The sequence below is a fragment of the Nocardiopsis coralliicola genome (assembly GCF_054779695.1).
In genome coordinates, this window is the sequence record NZ_BAAGXT010000002.1 from 198927 (window position 1) to 213714 (window position 14788).

Annotated in this window: 15 protein-coding genes; 12 read left to right on the forward strand and 3 right to left on the reverse strand. The window is 74.6% G+C overall.

Annotated elements, in window-relative coordinates; all coding sequences use genetic code 11:
• Window positions 1–47 precede the first annotated feature (47 nt).
• The 3 genes from ACYVGT_RS03000 to ACYVGT_RS03010 are packed head-to-tail and all read left to right on the forward strand — an operon-like array spanning window position 48 to window position 1997.
• Window positions 48–968: a LysR family transcriptional regulator gene (locus ACYVGT_RS03000; protein ID WP_460854804.1), complete on the forward strand. Its 921-nt coding sequence runs from the start codon at window positions 48–50 to the stop codon at window positions 966–968.
• Between the two features lie 42 nt (window positions 969–1010).
• On the forward strand, window positions 1011–1658 hold the full coding sequence (locus tag ACYVGT_RS03005) for a trimeric intracellular cation channel family protein (protein ID WP_460854805.1): 648 nt from the start codon (window positions 1011–1013) through the stop codon (window positions 1656–1658).
• 51 nt (window positions 1659–1709) lie between these two features.
• A complete protein-coding gene (locus ACYVGT_RS03010) occupies window positions 1710–1997 on the forward strand; it encodes a putative quinol monooxygenase (RefSeq protein ID WP_460854893.1) in 288 nt (95 codons plus the stop codon).
• Between the two features lie 19 nt (window positions 1998–2016).
• On the opposite strand, the gene ACYVGT_RS03015 is transcribed toward ACYVGT_RS03010, so the two are convergent.
• Complete coding sequence (locus ACYVGT_RS03015; RefSeq protein ID WP_460854806.1) at window positions 2017–3321, reverse strand: amidohydrolase family protein; 1305 nt, start codon at window positions 3319–3321, stop codon at window positions 2017–2019.
• Between the two features lie 51 nt (window positions 3322–3372).
• On the opposite strand from ACYVGT_RS03015, the gene ACYVGT_RS03020 reads away from it, so the two are divergent.
• The 5 genes from ACYVGT_RS03020 (at window position 3373) to map (ending at window position 7786) form a co-directional block, all read left to right on the forward strand.
• Window positions 3373–4134, forward strand: a complete 762-nt coding sequence (locus ACYVGT_RS03020) for a MerR family transcriptional regulator (protein ID WP_460854807.1) — start codon at window positions 3373–3375, stop codon at window positions 4132–4134.
• Window positions 4135–4243: 109 nt separating this feature from the next.
• On the forward strand, window positions 4244–4717 hold the full coding sequence (locus ACYVGT_RS03025) for a carboxymuconolactone decarboxylase family protein (RefSeq protein ID WP_460854808.1): 474 nt from the start codon (window positions 4244–4246) through the stop codon (window positions 4715–4717).
• An 880-nt stretch (window positions 4718–5597) separates the two neighbouring features.
• On the forward strand, window positions 5598–6569 hold the full coding sequence (locus ACYVGT_RS03030) for an arsenic resistance protein (RefSeq protein ID WP_460854809.1): 972 nt from the start codon (window positions 5598–5600) through the stop codon (window positions 6567–6569).
• Between the two features lie 72 nt (window positions 6570–6641).
• Window positions 6642–7016: a DUF998 domain-containing protein gene (locus ACYVGT_RS03035; protein WP_460854810.1), complete on the forward strand. Its 375-nt coding sequence runs from the start codon at window positions 6642–6644 to the stop codon at window positions 7014–7016.
• Complete coding sequence (map, locus tag ACYVGT_RS03040; RefSeq protein ID WP_460854811.1) at window positions 7013–7786, forward strand: type I methionyl aminopeptidase; 774 nt, start codon at window positions 7013–7015, stop codon at window positions 7784–7786. Before ACYVGT_RS03035 ends, map begins: the two co-directional genes overlap by 4 nt.
• Here map and ACYVGT_RS03045 read toward each other — a convergent pair.
• Window positions 7783–8505 (reverse strand): HAD-IA family hydrolase, encoded by a 723-nt coding sequence (locus ACYVGT_RS03045; protein ID WP_460854812.1) that lies wholly within the window; start codon window positions 8503–8505, stop codon window positions 7783–7785. The two genes, map and ACYVGT_RS03045, sit on opposite strands and share 4 nt — an antisense overlap.
• Window positions 8506–8752: 247 nt before the next feature.
• Here ACYVGT_RS03045 and ACYVGT_RS03050 point away from each other — a divergent pair, with 247 nt between their 5' ends.
• Window positions 8753–9400, forward strand: coding sequence for a VOC family protein (locus ACYVGT_RS03050; protein WP_460854813.1), 648 nt, complete (start codon window positions 8753–8755; stop codon window positions 9398–9400).
• 276 nt (window positions 9401–9676) lie between these two features.
• Here ACYVGT_RS03050 and ACYVGT_RS03055 read toward each other — a convergent pair whose 3' ends face one another.
• Window positions 9677–10627 carry a LysR family transcriptional regulator gene (locus ACYVGT_RS03055; protein WP_460854814.1) on the reverse strand — a complete coding sequence of 317 codons (951 nt, stop codon included), beginning with the start codon at window positions 10625–10627 and terminating at the stop codon, window positions 9677–9679.
• Window positions 10628–10768: 141 nt separating this feature from the next.
• Between ACYVGT_RS03055 and ACYVGT_RS03060 the strand changes: the two genes are divergently transcribed.
• The 3 genes from ACYVGT_RS03060 to ACYVGT_RS03070 are packed head-to-tail and all read left to right on the forward strand — an operon-like array spanning window position 10769 to window position 14609.
• Window positions 10769–12019 (forward strand): M24 family metallopeptidase, encoded by a 1251-nt coding sequence (locus ACYVGT_RS03060; RefSeq protein ID WP_460854815.1) that lies wholly within the window; start codon window positions 10769–10771, stop codon window positions 12017–12019.
• A complete protein-coding gene (locus ACYVGT_RS03065; protein WP_460854817.1) occupies window positions 12019–13332 on the forward strand; it encodes an MFS transporter in 1314 nt (437 codons plus the stop codon). Before ACYVGT_RS03060 ends, ACYVGT_RS03065 begins: the two co-directional genes overlap by 1 nt.
• A gap of 20 nt (window positions 13333–13352) precedes the next feature.
• Entirely contained in the window at window positions 13353–14609 is a 1257-nt protein-coding gene (locus ACYVGT_RS03070; RefSeq protein WP_460854818.1) for an NAD(P)/FAD-dependent oxidoreductase, read from the forward strand.
• Window positions 14610–14788 lie beyond the last annotated feature (179 nt).

Consider the following 14788-nt stretch of genomic DNA (forward strand, 5'->3'; position numbering starts at 1 on the left):
GGTCGCGCCCGTCCGGGGAACCCCGGGCGGCTGGGGGAGGGGGCGGCGTGCTGGACGCGAACCGGGTCCGGGTGCTCGTCGAGGTCGCCCACTCCGGCTCCATCGCGGCGGCCGCCGAGCGCATGTCGTTCACCGCGCCGGCGCTGTCCCAGCAGCTCACCAAACTCGAGCGCGAGCTCGGCTGCGTGCTGCTGGAGCGGCACCGCAGCGGGGTCCGGCTCACCGAGGCCGGCCGGGTGCTGCTCGACTACGGTGAGCGGGTCCTGGGCGACCTGCGCGACGCCGAGGCCGCGGTGCGCGCGGCCGGCGGGGAGTCGCCGCGCCTGCTCACGCTGGGCGCGTTCGCCAGCGCCGGCAAGGTCCTGGTGCCCAGCGCGCTCTCGGCGTTCGTGCGCGCCCATCCGGATGTGCGCCTCGCGCTGTCGGGCGTGGAGCCCCCGGACGGCTACGGCCTGGTCTCCTCCGGCGACCTCGACCTGCTGATCACCCACCGCTATCCCGGGGCGCCGCTGCCGGCTGCGGCGGGGCTGCGGCGGGAGAAGATCCTCATCGACCCGCTGCTCCTGGTGCTGCCCGCCGGGCATCCCCGGGCCGGGCACGGCGGGCTCGGCCTGGCCGACCTGGCCGATGACGACTGGATCTGCGGCGCTCCGGGCATCTCCAACCGCACCTCGCTGGATGCGGCGGCGCGCGACGCGGGGGTGCACCTGCGGGTGGCCTACGAGACCCGCGACTACGAGGTGACGCTGGCGCTGGTGCGCTCCGGGCTCGGCGTCGGGCTGATCCCGCAGACGATCCTGGGGGCGGCGGCTCCCGGCGGCTGGGTGCCGGCGGTCCCGGCCGGCCCCGAGTTCGGGGACGCCGGGTTCGCCCGGGAGGTCTTCGTGGTGCACCGCCGGCGCCCGCGGGCGCCGGTTCCGGAGATGGTGCAGATGCTGCGGGACGCCGCGCGTAGCGCGCTGGACTGAGGAAGGCCGCGCCGGTCCCGGCGCTGGGCGAGAGGGGGAGCGGTGGATTTCGGTTCGGCGCCGGTGATCGCCTTCGACGTGCTGGACCTGCTCGGGGCGTTCGCCTTCGCGGTTTCGGGGGCGCTGGTGGCGGTGCAGCGCGGCTTCGACATCGTCGGCATCGCGGTGCTGGCCTGCTGCACCGCGTTCGGCGGCGGCGTCGTGCGCGACCTGCTCATCGGGGACACGCCGCCGGCCGCCTTCGTCGATCTGCGCTACCTGGCGACGGCGCTGGTCGCCGCCGGCATCATCGCGCTGTGGCAGCCGGGGGAGCGGCTGCGGGGCGCGCCACTGGCGCTCGCCGACGCCGTGGGGCTGGGCCTGTATTGCGTCACCGGCGCCGTCAAGGCGGCGACGTTCGGTCTGGGGCCGGTACCGGCGGCCCTGATGGGCGTCACCACCGCCGTGGGCGGCGGGATGCTGCGGGACCTGCTCGCCGGCATGCCGCCGTCGGTGCTGCGCCGCGACTCCGAGGTCTACCTGCTGCCGGCGCTGCTGGGGGCGTCAGCGGCCTCAGCCCTGTATGCGGCGGGCGTGTACAACTGGTGGACCGGAGCGCTGGCCGCGCTCGGTGCGATCGCGTTCCGGCTGTTCGCGCTGCGCTTCCACTGGCACGCGCCGCACGCGCGCGGGCGCGCCACGGACACCTGAGCAGCACGCACGGAAGGCCCGCCCATCGGCTCCCGCGCCCTTGCCCTGGTCATCTCACTGCGCGTGCGCCCCGGTTGCCGGGACGCATTCCTCGCCGGAATCGCCTGCACCGCCGCCAGTGCACCGGGCGACGAGCCCGGCTGCCTGCGCTTCGACGTCTCCGCAGCTCCCGGCGACCCCGACGAGTTCTGGGTCTACGAGGTCTTCGCCGACGAGGCGGCACTGGAAGCGCACCGCCGCACACCGCACTTCGCGACCTGGCAGAAGGAGAAGGCCGACCTGGTCGTCCCGGGCAGCCAGGTCGACCGCCGCACCGCCCTCCTCATCAGCGAGGGGTGAGGCGGTGCAGCCCCGCCCGCTACGGCGCTTCCCCTGGCTCCTTCTCGGGTGCGAATACGCCGTCGGGGAGCATGCGGGTCACGGCGGCAATGACGGCATCGGTCTGCTCGCGCAGGTGGGCGATGCCGTCGGCCTCGGCGGCCGAGCCCGGATAGCTGCCGGTCCAGCGGTGGCCGTCCTTCCACACGCCGGCGATCTGCGCGGACGCGGCGATCCCGGCGTCGGGCCGTCCTCCGGTCAGCAGCAGATCGGCCCGCGCTCCGGGGCGGATCACCCCGCGGCCGGTGAGGCCGAACACCTGCGCGGGTGCCCCGGTGGCGGCCGCCAGGGCTGCTTCCGGGGACAGCCCCGCCTGCACGAGATGGCCGAGTTCGCGGTGCAGGCTCGCGCCGTGCACGGTTCCCGGGTTGGGCGCGTCGGTGCCGGCGAGGACCGGGCAGCCGGCCTCGTGGAGCCGCCGCACGTTGTGGGCGGCGCCGGCGAAGTCGGGCGGTGCCGGCGGCATCCACCGGTCGGCTTGGCCGCGCAGCACCTCGGCCCAGGCCGGGCCGAGCAGGCCGCTGAGCGCGGGGTCGGCGAGCAGCGGCATCGGAGCGCCGGTAGCGGGGAAGCCGTCGGCCACTGCCAGCGTGGAGATCACCGGGGTCGCGCGCTCAGCCAGCACGGCGAGCTGCTCCGCGGAGAGCGGGTCGGACGGCGCGTGGGCCAGGACGTCGGCGCCGTGCTCGACCACCGCGACGGCGTCGGCGGCGCTGTGCGCGTGGGCGACGGCGAGCATGCCGGCGCCGTGCGCCGCCGCGGCGAGCGCCTCGACGGTGGCCAGGTCCAGCGATGGCATCGGCCAGTCGATGCTGTGGCCGCCCTCGTAGAACAGCTTGAGGAAGCGGGCGCCCTCCGCGGCGCGCTCGGCGACGAACGCCGCCGCTCCGCTGGGGCTCTCCAGGGTGGGGAACGGGGCGTACATCATCGACGGGTGGCCGCCGGGTGCGGTGGCGCCGATGGTGGAGCTGTACACGTCCGCGCCCGCGCCTCCGCGCCCCTGGTCGGCGCAGGTGTCCACGAGGGGCGGTTGGGAGAACATGTCGAGCAGCGTGGTCACGCCGAACGACATCGCCTGGCGGGGTGCACCGGGCAGCAGGTGCACGTGGGCGTCGATGAGCCCCGGCAGCAGGGTGCCGCCTCGGCCGTCGATAACGGTGTCGCCGGGGTGTGCCAGGGGCCCGCTGCCGACCGCACTGATGTGCGCGCCGTCGATGCGCACCGCCGTGGCAGCCGTGGTCTGGGTGCCGTCGAAGACGCGCACGTTCTCGATTGCTGTCGCCATGTGCGCGACGCTAGAGATTGACACGGTGTCAAGGTCAACGGCGGGAGTGGGATGGGTGCGGATCTGACGGTGGGCGAAGTGGCGCGGCGCGCCGGCGTCTCGACCCGGGTGCTGCGCCACTACGGCGCCATCGGGCTGTTCCCGCCGTGCCGGGTGGGCGCCAACGGCTACCGGTACTACGCCGAAGAGCGCCTGCCGCGGCTGTTCCGCATCCTGGCGCTGCGCAGATCGGGCCTGGGGCTGGAGGCCATCGCCGACGTGGTGTCCGACGGCGTCGGCGAGGCGGACGCGCTGCGCGGGCACCTCGCCGAGCTGAGCGCCGAGCGGGCGCGGCTGGATGCGCTGATCAGCGGTATCGCCGAGCACGTCGACCGCCTCGATACGCCCGCGGAAGGCACCGCGGAGCGCATCGCGGACCGGGAGGCGGACGGCGCGGCGTTCGCGGAGCGGCTCGATGCCGGATTCGGGCCGGGTGCGGCCGCGGCGCTGCCGGATGCCGGGTCGGGGCCGCTGTCGGCGGCCGACCGCGAGCACCTGGTGGCCGACTCTGCGCGGCTGTTCGGCGCCTGCGCTGCGCTGCTGCGCCGCGGGCAGCCGCCCGGCGGGGCTGCGGCGGCGGAGCTGATGGCCGAGCACTACGCGCAGACGCGGCGGTACTGGCCGGCGACGCTGGAGCAGTACCGCGCCATGGGCCGCCTCTACGAGACCGATCCGCTGCAGCGCTCGATCGCCGCGGCCGCCGACCCGCGGCTGCCGTCCTGGCTGGCGGAGGCCGTCGCAGCGTTCGCCGAAGCGCGGCTCGGGCGCGGGTGACGGCGGCCCCGGCGGATCGTGTGGCGCAGGTCACTCGGCGGGCTGTCACGTCGGCGGGGGGACGCGGTGTCTTCATGGTGTCCCGACCGATCACGGCGAAGGAGCCGACATGAACGCGCGATTGGACCTGTTCGCGAGCAAGCTGGCCGGCAGCTTTTACCAGCACATCCTGGCGGCCGAAGGAGTACTCGCGCAGGCGGATCTGCCGAAGGCGACGCGGGAGATGGTGCGGCTGCGCGCCAGCCAGATCAACGGGTGCGGGTTCTGCACTGACATGCACTTCAAGGAGGCCGTCGCGGCGGGCGAGAGCCCGGAGCGGATGAACATGGTGGCCGCCTGGCGCGAGGCAACGGTGTTCACGCCCGCCGAGCGTGCCGCCCTGGACCTCGCCGAGCAGGGCACCCGGGTCGCCGATGCCGCCGAAGGCGTCACCGACGAGGCGTGGGTCGAGGCCGCCGAGCACTACGACGAGGAGCAGCTGACCGCGCTGATCGGCGAGATCGCGCTGATCAACGCCTTCAACCGGATCAACGCCATCAACCGGACGCCCGCCGGCTCCTACACGCCGGGCCAGTTCGGCTGACCGAACCGGGCCGGGCGCAGGACGGGCGCCCGGCCCACCGCGGTCGCCCGGGGGGGGGGAGAGAGAGATCCCCGGACGGCCGCCTGTCCGCGCGGGCAAGGAGCAGGGGGTCGGCTGCGGGAGGGGGTGGTGCCGGGGCCCGTCCGCGGTGGTGCGGTGCTCGCGTCTGCCCCCGGCGCGCCGCTGCTGCTGCACGGTAGCGGGGCTCCTGCGGTTCGCCGGTGTCCGCGCTGATCAGGAGGGCGGGTCCGCGGGGGCACCCGGGTCGGGGCGCCGCACTGGCAGCGGGGCCGGGGCCGGCCTTGCCTCGGAGGGGCGCACCCGGCGTCGGTGCACCCGCGAGGAGCCGGCGCCCGCGGCCGGTACACACCGAGCGCATCGGTGCAGGCGCTGCTCGGCCCGCGGGCCGAGCGGTTCGCCGGCCGCCGGGGACTGCTGCGCCTGCCGCGGGCGCAGCGGCAGTTCGAGCGCGCATCACGCTCGCGAGCAGGCCCTGCCGGTGGTGTGCTCCGCAGCGGAGCCGGTCGGCCATGACGTCCGGTGCGCCGACACGCAGTCTTCGCCGACCCGGAGCGCCAGCGTGTCCACCCGCGCAGCGCGCCGGCCAGCCGTCCGCCCCTGAAGTGCGCGGGCCGACGCTCCGATCCCCCGGCCCTGCCACCGGCCACGGCGGCGAGCGCAGGCGACCGGCAGCCTCTGCGCCAGCACCCGGTGCGGCCGCGCACGCCTGCGGGCGCTGGAACGGCACGCCGCAGGTCCGGCTGAGGATGGGGGCGCGCGCGGCTGGCGGCGAGAGCAGTGGGCCGCGCTTCCTAGGCTGGGAAGAGCCGTTCGCGGGGAACGGCACCGGCGATCCGGCCCACCGACAGAAGGCGACCTGATGTCCCTGCTGGACCGGCTGCAGAGCCTGTTCGTGGCTGCTGCCGCCGTCGCCGGTCTGGTGGCCGGCATCCTGCTGCCGATCGGCGGGGCGGCCGAGCATGTCGTCCTGCCGGCGCTGCTGGTGATGCTGGCGTGCGTGTTCGTGCAGATGGACGCCGCGCAGGTGGGCGAGGTGCGCGGCGCCGGGCGCCTCGTTGCGGCGAGCCTGGTGCTGAACTTCGTGTTCACGCCGGCGCTGGCGTGGGCGCTGGGCGCAGGGCTGCTCGGCGGCGAACCGGACCTGCGCATCGGACTGCTGCTGTTGCTGGTCACGCCCTGCACCGACTGGTATCTGGTGTTCACCGCCATGGCGCGCGGACACACCGGCATCGCCGCGGCGCTGCTTCCGGTCAACCTCGTCCTGCAGCTGGTGCTGCTGCCGGTCTATGTGCTGCTGCTCGGCGGGGAGGCCGCCATGGTCAGCGGTGCCGTGCTGGCGGAATCAGTGCTGCTGGTGCTGGTGGTGCCGCTGGCCGCCGCGCTCGTGCTGCGGTGGGCGGCAGGGCGCTGGAAGGGCGCCCTGTGGCGGGAGCGGTGCCTCACCGCTCCCGCGGGCCGGCTGGTGCTGCCGCTGCTGTATGCGGCGGTGTTCGCGATGTTCGCCTGGCAGGCGCGCACCGTGCTCACCCACGCCGCCGACCTGCTCGCGCTGCTGCTGCCGCTGGCGGTCTTCTTCACCGTCCTGCCGCTGGCCGCGGCGGGCGCCGCGCGCCTCCTGCGCCTGCCGGCCGACCGCCGGGTGACCCTGGCCATGGCCACTACGGCGCGCAACTCGCCCATCGCCCTGGCGATCGCGGTCGCGGCCTTCCCCGACCGGCCGCTGATCGCGGTCGCGCTGGTGGTGGGACCGCTGCTGGAGCTGCCGGTCCTGGCGCTGCTGGCCCAACTGGTGCGCGTCCGCCCCGGAACCGGGGAGTCGGCCCGCAGCTGAGGCGAGAGCCGCTGCACAGAGCGCCGCTCTGCCCGCCGGGCAGCCGAGCCCGGCTATCCGCCCGGAGCTGCGGTGCCGGCTGAGCCGACACTGCACGGCGCGCTGCACGACGCCGATCCGGTGCCGTTCTACCTGTCCCTCATCGCCCTGGTCTGCGTGCTGGCCCGCCGTTTCGCGGCCGAGCCCTGCGGGCGCCCGTGGGCCTGGTATCCGGCGGCCACGGCGGTCGCCGTCCGGGTGACGTTTGCGGCGGCCGCCCTCGCCGGCGCGGAAGGGGGCGCGGGGGCCTTCCACGGGCTGTGGCAGCGGATCAACCTCGCCATCGGCCTGGGCTGGTTCGCCGCCCCGGCCTACCGGCTCTGCGGTCCAACGAAGTGGACGCACCGCAGGGGGAGAGATAATATGGCCGGTATAATTATCTTCTACTGGCTGGAGTCCGCCGGATGATCGAGATCTTCACCCCCAGCGACGTCGAACGGGCCCGCGTGTCCGGCTCCCTGGTCGCCGACATCCTGCACAGCGTCCGGGACCGCGCCGGCGTCGGCACGAACCTGCTGGAGATCGACCGGTGGGTGGCGGAGATGATCACCGAGGCCGGAGCCGAGTCCTGCTACGTCGACTACGCGCCGTCCTTCGGCAGCGGACCGTTCGGCCACTACATCTGCACGGCCGTCAACGACGCCGTGCTGCACGCCAAACCCCGCGACTACGCCCTCGCCGACGGCGACCTGCTCACCCTCGACCTCGCCGTCGCCAAAGACGGCATCGCCGCCGACTCCGCCATCAGCTTCCTCGTCGGAGAGCAGCGGCCCGCGGAGAGCACCGCGATGATCGAGACCACCGAGCGCGCGCTCGCCGCCGGGATCGAAGCCGCCCGTCCCGGCGCCCGCATCGGCGACCTCTCCGCCGCCATCGGCGCGGTCCTGTCCGGTGCGGGCTACCAGGTCAACACCGAATTCGGCGGCCACGGAATCGGCTCCACCATGCACCAGGACCCGCACGTCCCCAACACCGGCCGCCCGGGCCGCGGCTACACACTGCGCCCCGGCCTCCTGCTCGCCCTGGAGCCGTGGGTCATGGCCGACACCGCCGACCTCGTGACCGACGAGGACGGCTGGACCCTGCGCAGCGCCACCGGTGCCCGCACCGCCCACTCCGAGCACACCATCGCCATCACCTCCGACGGCGCCGAGATCCTCACCCTCCCCACGCGCTAGCCGGGCGGGATGCGATGCCCCGGGGCGCCCCACCCGGCGGGAGCGACGCCCAGAAGATCGGCGACGCGCCGGGCGGTGGCCGCCGCATCCCCGGCGAGGACCACGGCCATCCCCAGGTCGGCGGCCGGCTTCAGGTTCGCCGCGACATCGTCCACGAAGACGCATCGGCCCGCAGGGACACCCAGCCGGTCCACGGCGGCGCGGTAGATGCGCGGATCCGGCTTGGCGACCCCTTCCGCCTCGCTGATGGTGTGCGCGTCGAACAGGTCCCACACGCCGATGGACCGGTAGGGGTCGTAGGGATCGAGGCCGAAGCTGTTCGACAGGAGGCCGACCCGGTGGCCGGCGGAGCGGGCTGCCGCCGCGAGCTCGGCCATCGGCGAAGCCAGCGTGACCCGGGCCCAGACGCGGCCCATCAGGTTCTCGCTGTCCTCCACGCCGAGCAGGGGAGCGGTGGCCGCGTTCCACTCCGCCTGCGGCAGGGCGCCGACCTCCAGCTGCTTGTAGAGGCGCCTGCCCCGGGGGTGTTCGCCGAGGACGCGGCCCCACGCGGCGGAGTCGAGCCCGTGGCCGAGGCACCACGAGCGGATCGATGCGCCGACGCCTTCGGTCAGCACCCCGCCGAAGTCCAGGAGGAGCCCGTCGAAGCGCCGGCCCCTCCCCGCCGGACGCCGCCCGCCGGCCCCGTGGCCCATCAGCAGCCCTCCGTCCCCTGCCACCGCCGGTATTCACGATGGGCGGCCGCGCCGCTCCGGAGAAGTGTCCCGGACGGAAGTCCGCACTGGCCTCCGGCCCGGCAGGGACAGCGGCGGTGCAGCGGCGGGCCCCGGGCAGTGCCCGGGGTGCGGCATGATGGCGCTGCCGGACGCCGGTGCGCCGGCCCGGTGCAGGGCCGGCCGGGAGCCGGTGCCGCCCTGCCCCGGCCGTATGCGTGCCGCCGCCACCGAAGGAGAAGGGGAGAGCCCGTTGGACGTTCCGCGCACCCTCGACCACCTGGTCTATGCCGTCCCCGACCTGGAGGCGGGCGCGGCGTCGTTCGCCGAGCGCACCGGTGTCGTCCCGGCGCCGGGCGGGCGGCACCCGGTGGGTTCGGCCAACGCACTGGTCGCACTCACGGTGAACGGCGAGCGCTCTCCGCACTACCTGGAGATCGTCGGTCCCGACCCCGAACGCGCCGACCCCGGACCGGTCGGAGTGTTCGGCCTGGCCCGCCTTGAGCGGCCGCACCTGGCGACCTTCGCGGTCCGCGTGGACGGCGGCCTCGACGCCGCCGTCCAGCGCGCCCGCGCCGCGGGCCACGATCCCGGCGACGCCGAACCCTGGTCCCGCACCACTCCGGACGGCCGGGTCCTGCACTGGCAGCTGGCCAAGCGCGAACCGGCGGGCTACCCGGCGCTGGTGCCCTTACTCATCGACTGGGGCGACACGCCGCAGCCGGGCCTGGGCGACCTGCCCGCCATGGACCTGGTGGCGCTGCGCGCCGAGCACCCCGACCCCGCCTCGATCGCTCCGGCCCTCGCGGCCCTCGGCGCGGACCTCGCGGTGGCGCAGGGGCCGGCCCCGCTGCTCGAAGCGATGCTGCGCGGACCAACGGGCGAGCTGGTCCTGCGCTGATATCCGTGCTCGGCCGCGGCCCGGTTCGGTGACGACCGCGGTGACGCGGCCCCGGCCCCCAGGGCGATCGGTAGGCCCGCGCCTGTTGCTGAACGGGACCAGCCGGAATGCCGGGTGCGCGCGTGCGCACGCGTGGCTGGCAGCGCGCCGGCAGTGGCGGCGAACGCCGAGACGCCGCTCCGTGTGCTCCAGGGTGGTCCGCCACCGGCCGGGGTCTGGAGCCATGCGGCGGCTGCCGGCGCCCAGCAGCACCAGGCGGCGCGGGCCGGCACCGCGTCACGCACGAGGGGCGTCCGGGTCCGCGCCTCCGGTGTGCTGGCCGAGGCCGAAATCCGTGGCCGCGTCGAGTGCTGCGCGGACGAAGGCCCGCTCGGAGGGGCGGTCACCGGCCGTTGACCGGCGCACCAGCAGGACCCGCCGGGTCATCGGTTCGCTGAGGTCGGCGACGTCCAGCGGTGCGGGGCGCAGCGACAGCCGCCCGAGGTCGGGGACGAGCGTAACGCCGAGCCCGGCGGCCACCATGGCCATCGCGGTGGCCTGCTCGTCCACCTGGTGGGCGATGCGCGGGACGAACCCCGCGCGCTGGCACACCATCCGCAGCGCATGCCCGAACTGCGTGTTGGCCTCCGAAGCCACCCAGGGGTGCTCCGCGAAGCCGGCCAGCGCGACCGGTTCCGCGGTGCGGAGCGTGCCGGGCGGCGCTACGAGCCGCAGCTTCTCCACGCCGACCAGCGCGGACTCGACGCTGGCGTCCCACACCGTCGGGGCGTCCGGGTAGTCCAGGACGAACGCCAGGTCGACTTCGCGCTCCCGGACCGCGTCCTGCATCCGCTCGGGGGGAACCTCCCGCGTCTTCACCCGGATGCCGGGGTGGCGCTCCGCGAGCCGCTCCAGGACCGGCGGCACCAGCGAGCCGGCCAGCGTCGCCAGCACACCGACCGCCAGTTCGGCCTGCAGCGTCTCCTGGGCCTGCTCGACCGCGATCCGCGCGCGCCGCTCGGCGTCCAGGACGTCGCCGGCGTGCGCCGCGAGCACCCCGCCGACCTCGGTCAGGTGCAGCCGGCGGCCCACCTGTTCGAAAAGCTGCAGTCCGACCTCGCGCTCCAGCACGCTCAGCTGCTGCGACACCGCCGACGGCGTGTAATGCAGGAGCGCCGCCGTCTCGGTGACGGTGCCGCACCGGGAGAACTCGTACAGCATCCGGAGCCGGTGGAGCGACAGTTCCATGAAGGAACCCTAAAACATTGACGCAAGAAGCATTCAATGGACCTGAAGCAATTCCGCTCCCTAAACTGCCGCTCAACGGTGGCTGCGCGGCCCGCACCACCGCGTTCACCGCTGGCCGTTCCCGCTCGGAAAGAGAGCACCATGGGTCAGGATTCGCGCGATGGCTTCCCGACGAGCGTCGAGGGGCTGGGGGCGTCCGGATCACCCAGCTGGCTCAGTGCCGCCAATTCCGCGAAGGTGGCGGCGACCGAGGGCCCGTCGTTCAGCAACGGCGAATACCGGGCGCGCCAGCGCGCGGCCCGGTACCGCATGGCCGACCTGCGCCTGGACGCACTGCTCGTCTTCCGCCCCTCCAGCGTCGAATACCTCTGCGGCTACCACACGATGGAAACGGCGCCCCAGCCGCTGCTGCTGACCGAGTCGTCCAGCCACCTCTACATTCCCGACCTGGAAGTCGGCCGGGCGCTGGCGACGTCGCGGGTCGACCACATCCGGTTCTGCGGCTACGCCGACGGCCTCAGCGGACTGGACGCCTACCTCGGCAGCGCGGCCGGCCTGCTCCCGGCGGGGGCCCGGGTGGGAGTGGAGTTCGGCCACGCCTCCACCCCGCCGCAGGCCGTGGAGATCCTGCGCTCCCGCGGCTTCACCGCGGCCGACTCCGACTACCTGGTGGAGCGCGCGCGGCTGGTGCTCTCCGCCGAGGAGATCGGCTGCCTCGACGAGGCGGGCCGCGTCGCCGATGCCGGCACCAGGGCCGCGGCAGCCGAGGCCGGCCGCGCCGGCGCAACCGACTCCTCCGTCGCCGCCGCCATCGCCGAGGCGCTGTACCGCGACGCGGACTCGCCTTCGGTGTGGGGGCCGGTCGCCGCGACGGGGCGGCGCGGCGGGATCCCGCACGCCACCTGGGTGAACCGCCCGATCGCCGAAGGGACCACCTTCGTCGAGTACGCCGGCACCCACAAGCGCTACCACGCACCCCTCATGCGCACGCTACTGAAAGGGCCGCTGGATCCGGCCGACGCCGTCCTGGCCGAGCTCGCCCGGACCGCGGTGCAGGCGGTACTGGAATCGGTCCGGCCCGGAGTCCTGTGCTCGGAGGTGGCGGCCCGCGCATCCGAGGCGATCGCCCCGCTCCCGGAGGACGTCATGTTCCACCACCTCTTCGGCTACCCGGTCGGGCTCGCGCACAAGCCGCACTGGATGGACGGGGCCCCCTTCTACCTGTCCGGCAGCAACCACGCGCCGCTCCAGGCCGGCATGGCCTTCCACATCCCCGGCTCCTTCCGGTCCTTCGGCCGGGCGGGTGTCGGGCTCAGCCAGACGTTCGTCGTCGAGGACGGCGGAGCCCGGGTCGTCACGCACGGCGCGGCCGACCTGATCGGGGTCGCCTGATGCCCGCCGGGGAGGCGCCCGGCGGCGGCCCCTCCGCGCAGCAGACCGACCCGGGGATGCGCCGCCGCGCCGTCACCGCAGCGATGATCGGCAACGCGACCGAGTGGTACGACTACGCCATCTACGGCTACATGGCGGTGGTCCTGGGCGCGGTCTTCTTCCCCCAGGCCGACCCCGCCGTGTCCCTGCTCGCGTCGTTTGCGACCTTCGCCGTCGCATTCGTGGTGCGGCCGCTGGGCGCCCTGGTCCTCGGCCCGCTCAACGACAAGATCGGCCGCAAGCGCACGCTGACCATCACCATCTTCGTGATGGCCGGAGCGACCTTCTCCATCGGACTGCTCCCCGGCTACGCCAGCATCGGGGTGCTGGCGCCGATCGCGCTGGTGCTGGCCCGCCTCGTCCAGGGCTTCGCGGTGGGCGGCGAGTACGGCGGGGCCTCCACCTTCGCCGTCGAATACGCCGACGACGAGCGCCGCGGGTTCTGGGCGAGCTGGCTGGAGTTCGGCGCGATCGCCGGATTCCTGCTCGCCTCCGGGATCACCACGCTGCTGACCTACACGCTGAGCAGCGCCGACATGCACTCCTGGGGGTGGCGGATCCCCTTCCTGGTGGCGCTGCCCCTCGGCACCATCGGCCTCTACCTGCGGTTCCGGCTGATGGACACGCCGAGCTTCCGCTCCATCGACGCCACCGAGGAGAAGGCCGGCGCGCCCGTCCGGGAGGTGCTCACCGCGCAGTGGCGGCGCCTGCTGATCTGCGGCGGAATCCTGATCTACTCAAGCATCGGCACCTACATGCTGCTGACCTACATGCCGAGTTTCCTCTCCGAGGACCTGGCCCTGCCGGAGGGGACCGCCCAGCTGCTGGTGTTCGCCGCCGGCGGCCTGCTCACGCTGGGGATCCCCGTGGCCGGGCGGCTCTCCGACCGGATCGGGCGGCGGCCCCTGCTCCTTGCCGCCGCCGTCGCCTACATCGTGCTCGCCTATCCCGCGTTCGCGCTGATCAACCAGGGGTCCTGGCAGTCGGCACTGGCGGGGCTCGTCATCCTCACCGCCTGCCAGATCCCCATCCTCGGCACCACCACGGCCACCCTGCCCGCGCTCTTCCCCGCCCGGGTGCGCGGCACCGGCGTCGCGGTCGGCTACAACATCTCCTTCGCGGTCTTCGGCGGCACTGCGCCGCTGGTGGTGACCTTCCTCGTCGGCACGACCGGGAACCTGCAGGTGCCCGCGCTCTACCTGATCGCCGCGGCGGCGGTTGCGCTCATCCCGGTGCTGGCTATGCCGGAGACCGCGCGCCGCCCGCTGGACTGAACCGACCCCCAGGAGGATCCGTGGTGGAAAACAGCCCGCGCCCGCTGTCCGTCGCCGTGGTCGGAGCGGGAACCGTCGGCCTGTCGGCCGCGTGGTTCCTGCAGGAACACGGGGTGGACGTGGCCGTCGTCGACTCCACCGGGGTGGCCGCAGGGGCGTCCTGGGGCAACGCGGGGCTGCTCACCACCGCGTTCACCGCGCCCATGCCCGCGCCCGCGAAGCTGCGCGAGGGGCCGCGGGCCCTGCTCGACCCGGGCGCGCCGATCTCGGTGCCCTTCAGCGCCGACCGGGCACTGTGGGCCTTCCTGCTGAAGTTCGCCCGGCACTGCACGCCCGGGCAGTGGCGCCGTGCCATGCAGGTCTTCCAGCAGGCCAACCGGAGCAGCCTCGCTGCCTACGACGAGCTCGCCGACGGCGGCGTGGAACTGCCCATGCGCCAGGGGGCCCCGCTGGTGGCGGCGTGCGCCGGCCGCGCCGGACTGCGGCACCTCGTCGAGGAACTGGAGGCGGTCCGCCGCGCCGGCGGCGCGATGGACTACGACCTGGCCAGCGGCAGCGAACTGAGGAGCCTGGAACCGGTACTCAGCGGCAGCGCCAGAGCGGGGGCGCTGGTCCACGGCCAGCGCTTCGTGAACCCGCCCGAGCTCGCCCGCGCCCTCGCCGGCGCGGTGCGCGCCCGCGGCGGAGCCGTCACCGGCGGCTTCGCGGTGCGCGATGTGCGCGACCGCGGAGACGGCGTCGACGTGATCGCAGCTGACGGGCGGGAGCTGCACTGCGACGCGGTGGTGCTCGCAACCGGGACCTGGCTCCCTGCCCTGGGCCGCAAGTTCGGCATCCGGGTCCCGATGCGGCCCGGACGGGGCTACAGCTTCAGCGTGGTGCCGGACGCCATGCCGACCCACCCTGTCTATCTGCCGGAGCAGCACCTGGCCTGCAACCCGCTGGGGGACCGGTTCCGCGTCACTGGCGGCATGGAGCTCCAGCGCGCTGACGCGCCGTTCAACCCGGACCGCGTCCGCCGCATGGTCGAGGCCGCCCGTCCGATGCTGCGCGGTGTGGACTGGAGCGCCCGGTCCGAGGAATGGGCCGGTTCGCGCCCGCTCACCGCCGACGGCCTCCCGCTCGTCGGACCCACGGCCTCGCCCCGCGTCCACGTCGCCGGCGGGCACGGTATGTGGGGCATCATCTACGGCCCGCTCACCGGCAAGCTGCTGGCCGCCTCGATCGCCACCGGAACCACGTCCGCCCTGATGCGGTCCTTCGATCCGCTGAGGTAGGCCGCTGGTGTCAGCCACCGCTCCGCGCGTGCGGGGGCATCGGCGGCAGGCGCGCATCCGCGTCCAGGGGCCGCGGCCGAGGACGTGCCGGAGCCCCGGTCCACTACCGGGGAGGAGCCTCCGTGGGCGCCCCCGGCCGCCGGGGCGTAGCGCGGAGCAGCCTCCAGAGGCGTTCCGCG

Bases quoted from the DNA above. Each gene is read 5' to 3' on its own strand.
- ACYVGT_RS03015 (WP_460854806.1), bottom strand. From the start codon at position 3,321: ATGGCGACAGCAATCGAGAACGTGCGCGTCTTCGACGGCACCCAGACC.
- ACYVGT_RS03060 (WP_460854815.1), top strand. From the start codon at position 10,769: ATGGGTCAGGATTCGCGCGATGGCTTCCCGACGAGCGTCGAGGGGCTG.
- ACYVGT_RS03025 (WP_460854808.1), top strand. From the start codon at position 4,244: ATGAACGCGCGATTGGACCTGTTCGCGAGCAAGCTGGCCGGCAGCTTT.
- ACYVGT_RS03065 (WP_460854817.1), top strand. From the start codon at position 12,019: ATGCCCGCCGGGGAGGCGCCCGGCGGCGGCCCCTCCGCGCAGCAGACC.
- map (WP_460854811.1), top strand. From the start codon at position 7,013: ATGATCGAGATCTTCACCCCCAGCGACGTCGAACGGGCCCGCGTGTCC.
- ACYVGT_RS03020 (WP_460854807.1), top strand. From the start codon at position 3,373: ATGGGTGCGGATCTGACGGTGGGCGAAGTGGCGCGGCGCGCCGGCGTC.
- ACYVGT_RS03055 (WP_460854814.1), bottom strand. From the start codon at position 10,627: ATGGAACTGTCGCTCCACCGGCTCCGGATGCTGTACGAGTTCTCCCGG.
- ACYVGT_RS03030 (WP_460854809.1), top strand. From the start codon at position 5,598: ATGTCCCTGCTGGACCGGCTGCAGAGCCTGTTCGTGGCTGCTGCCGCC.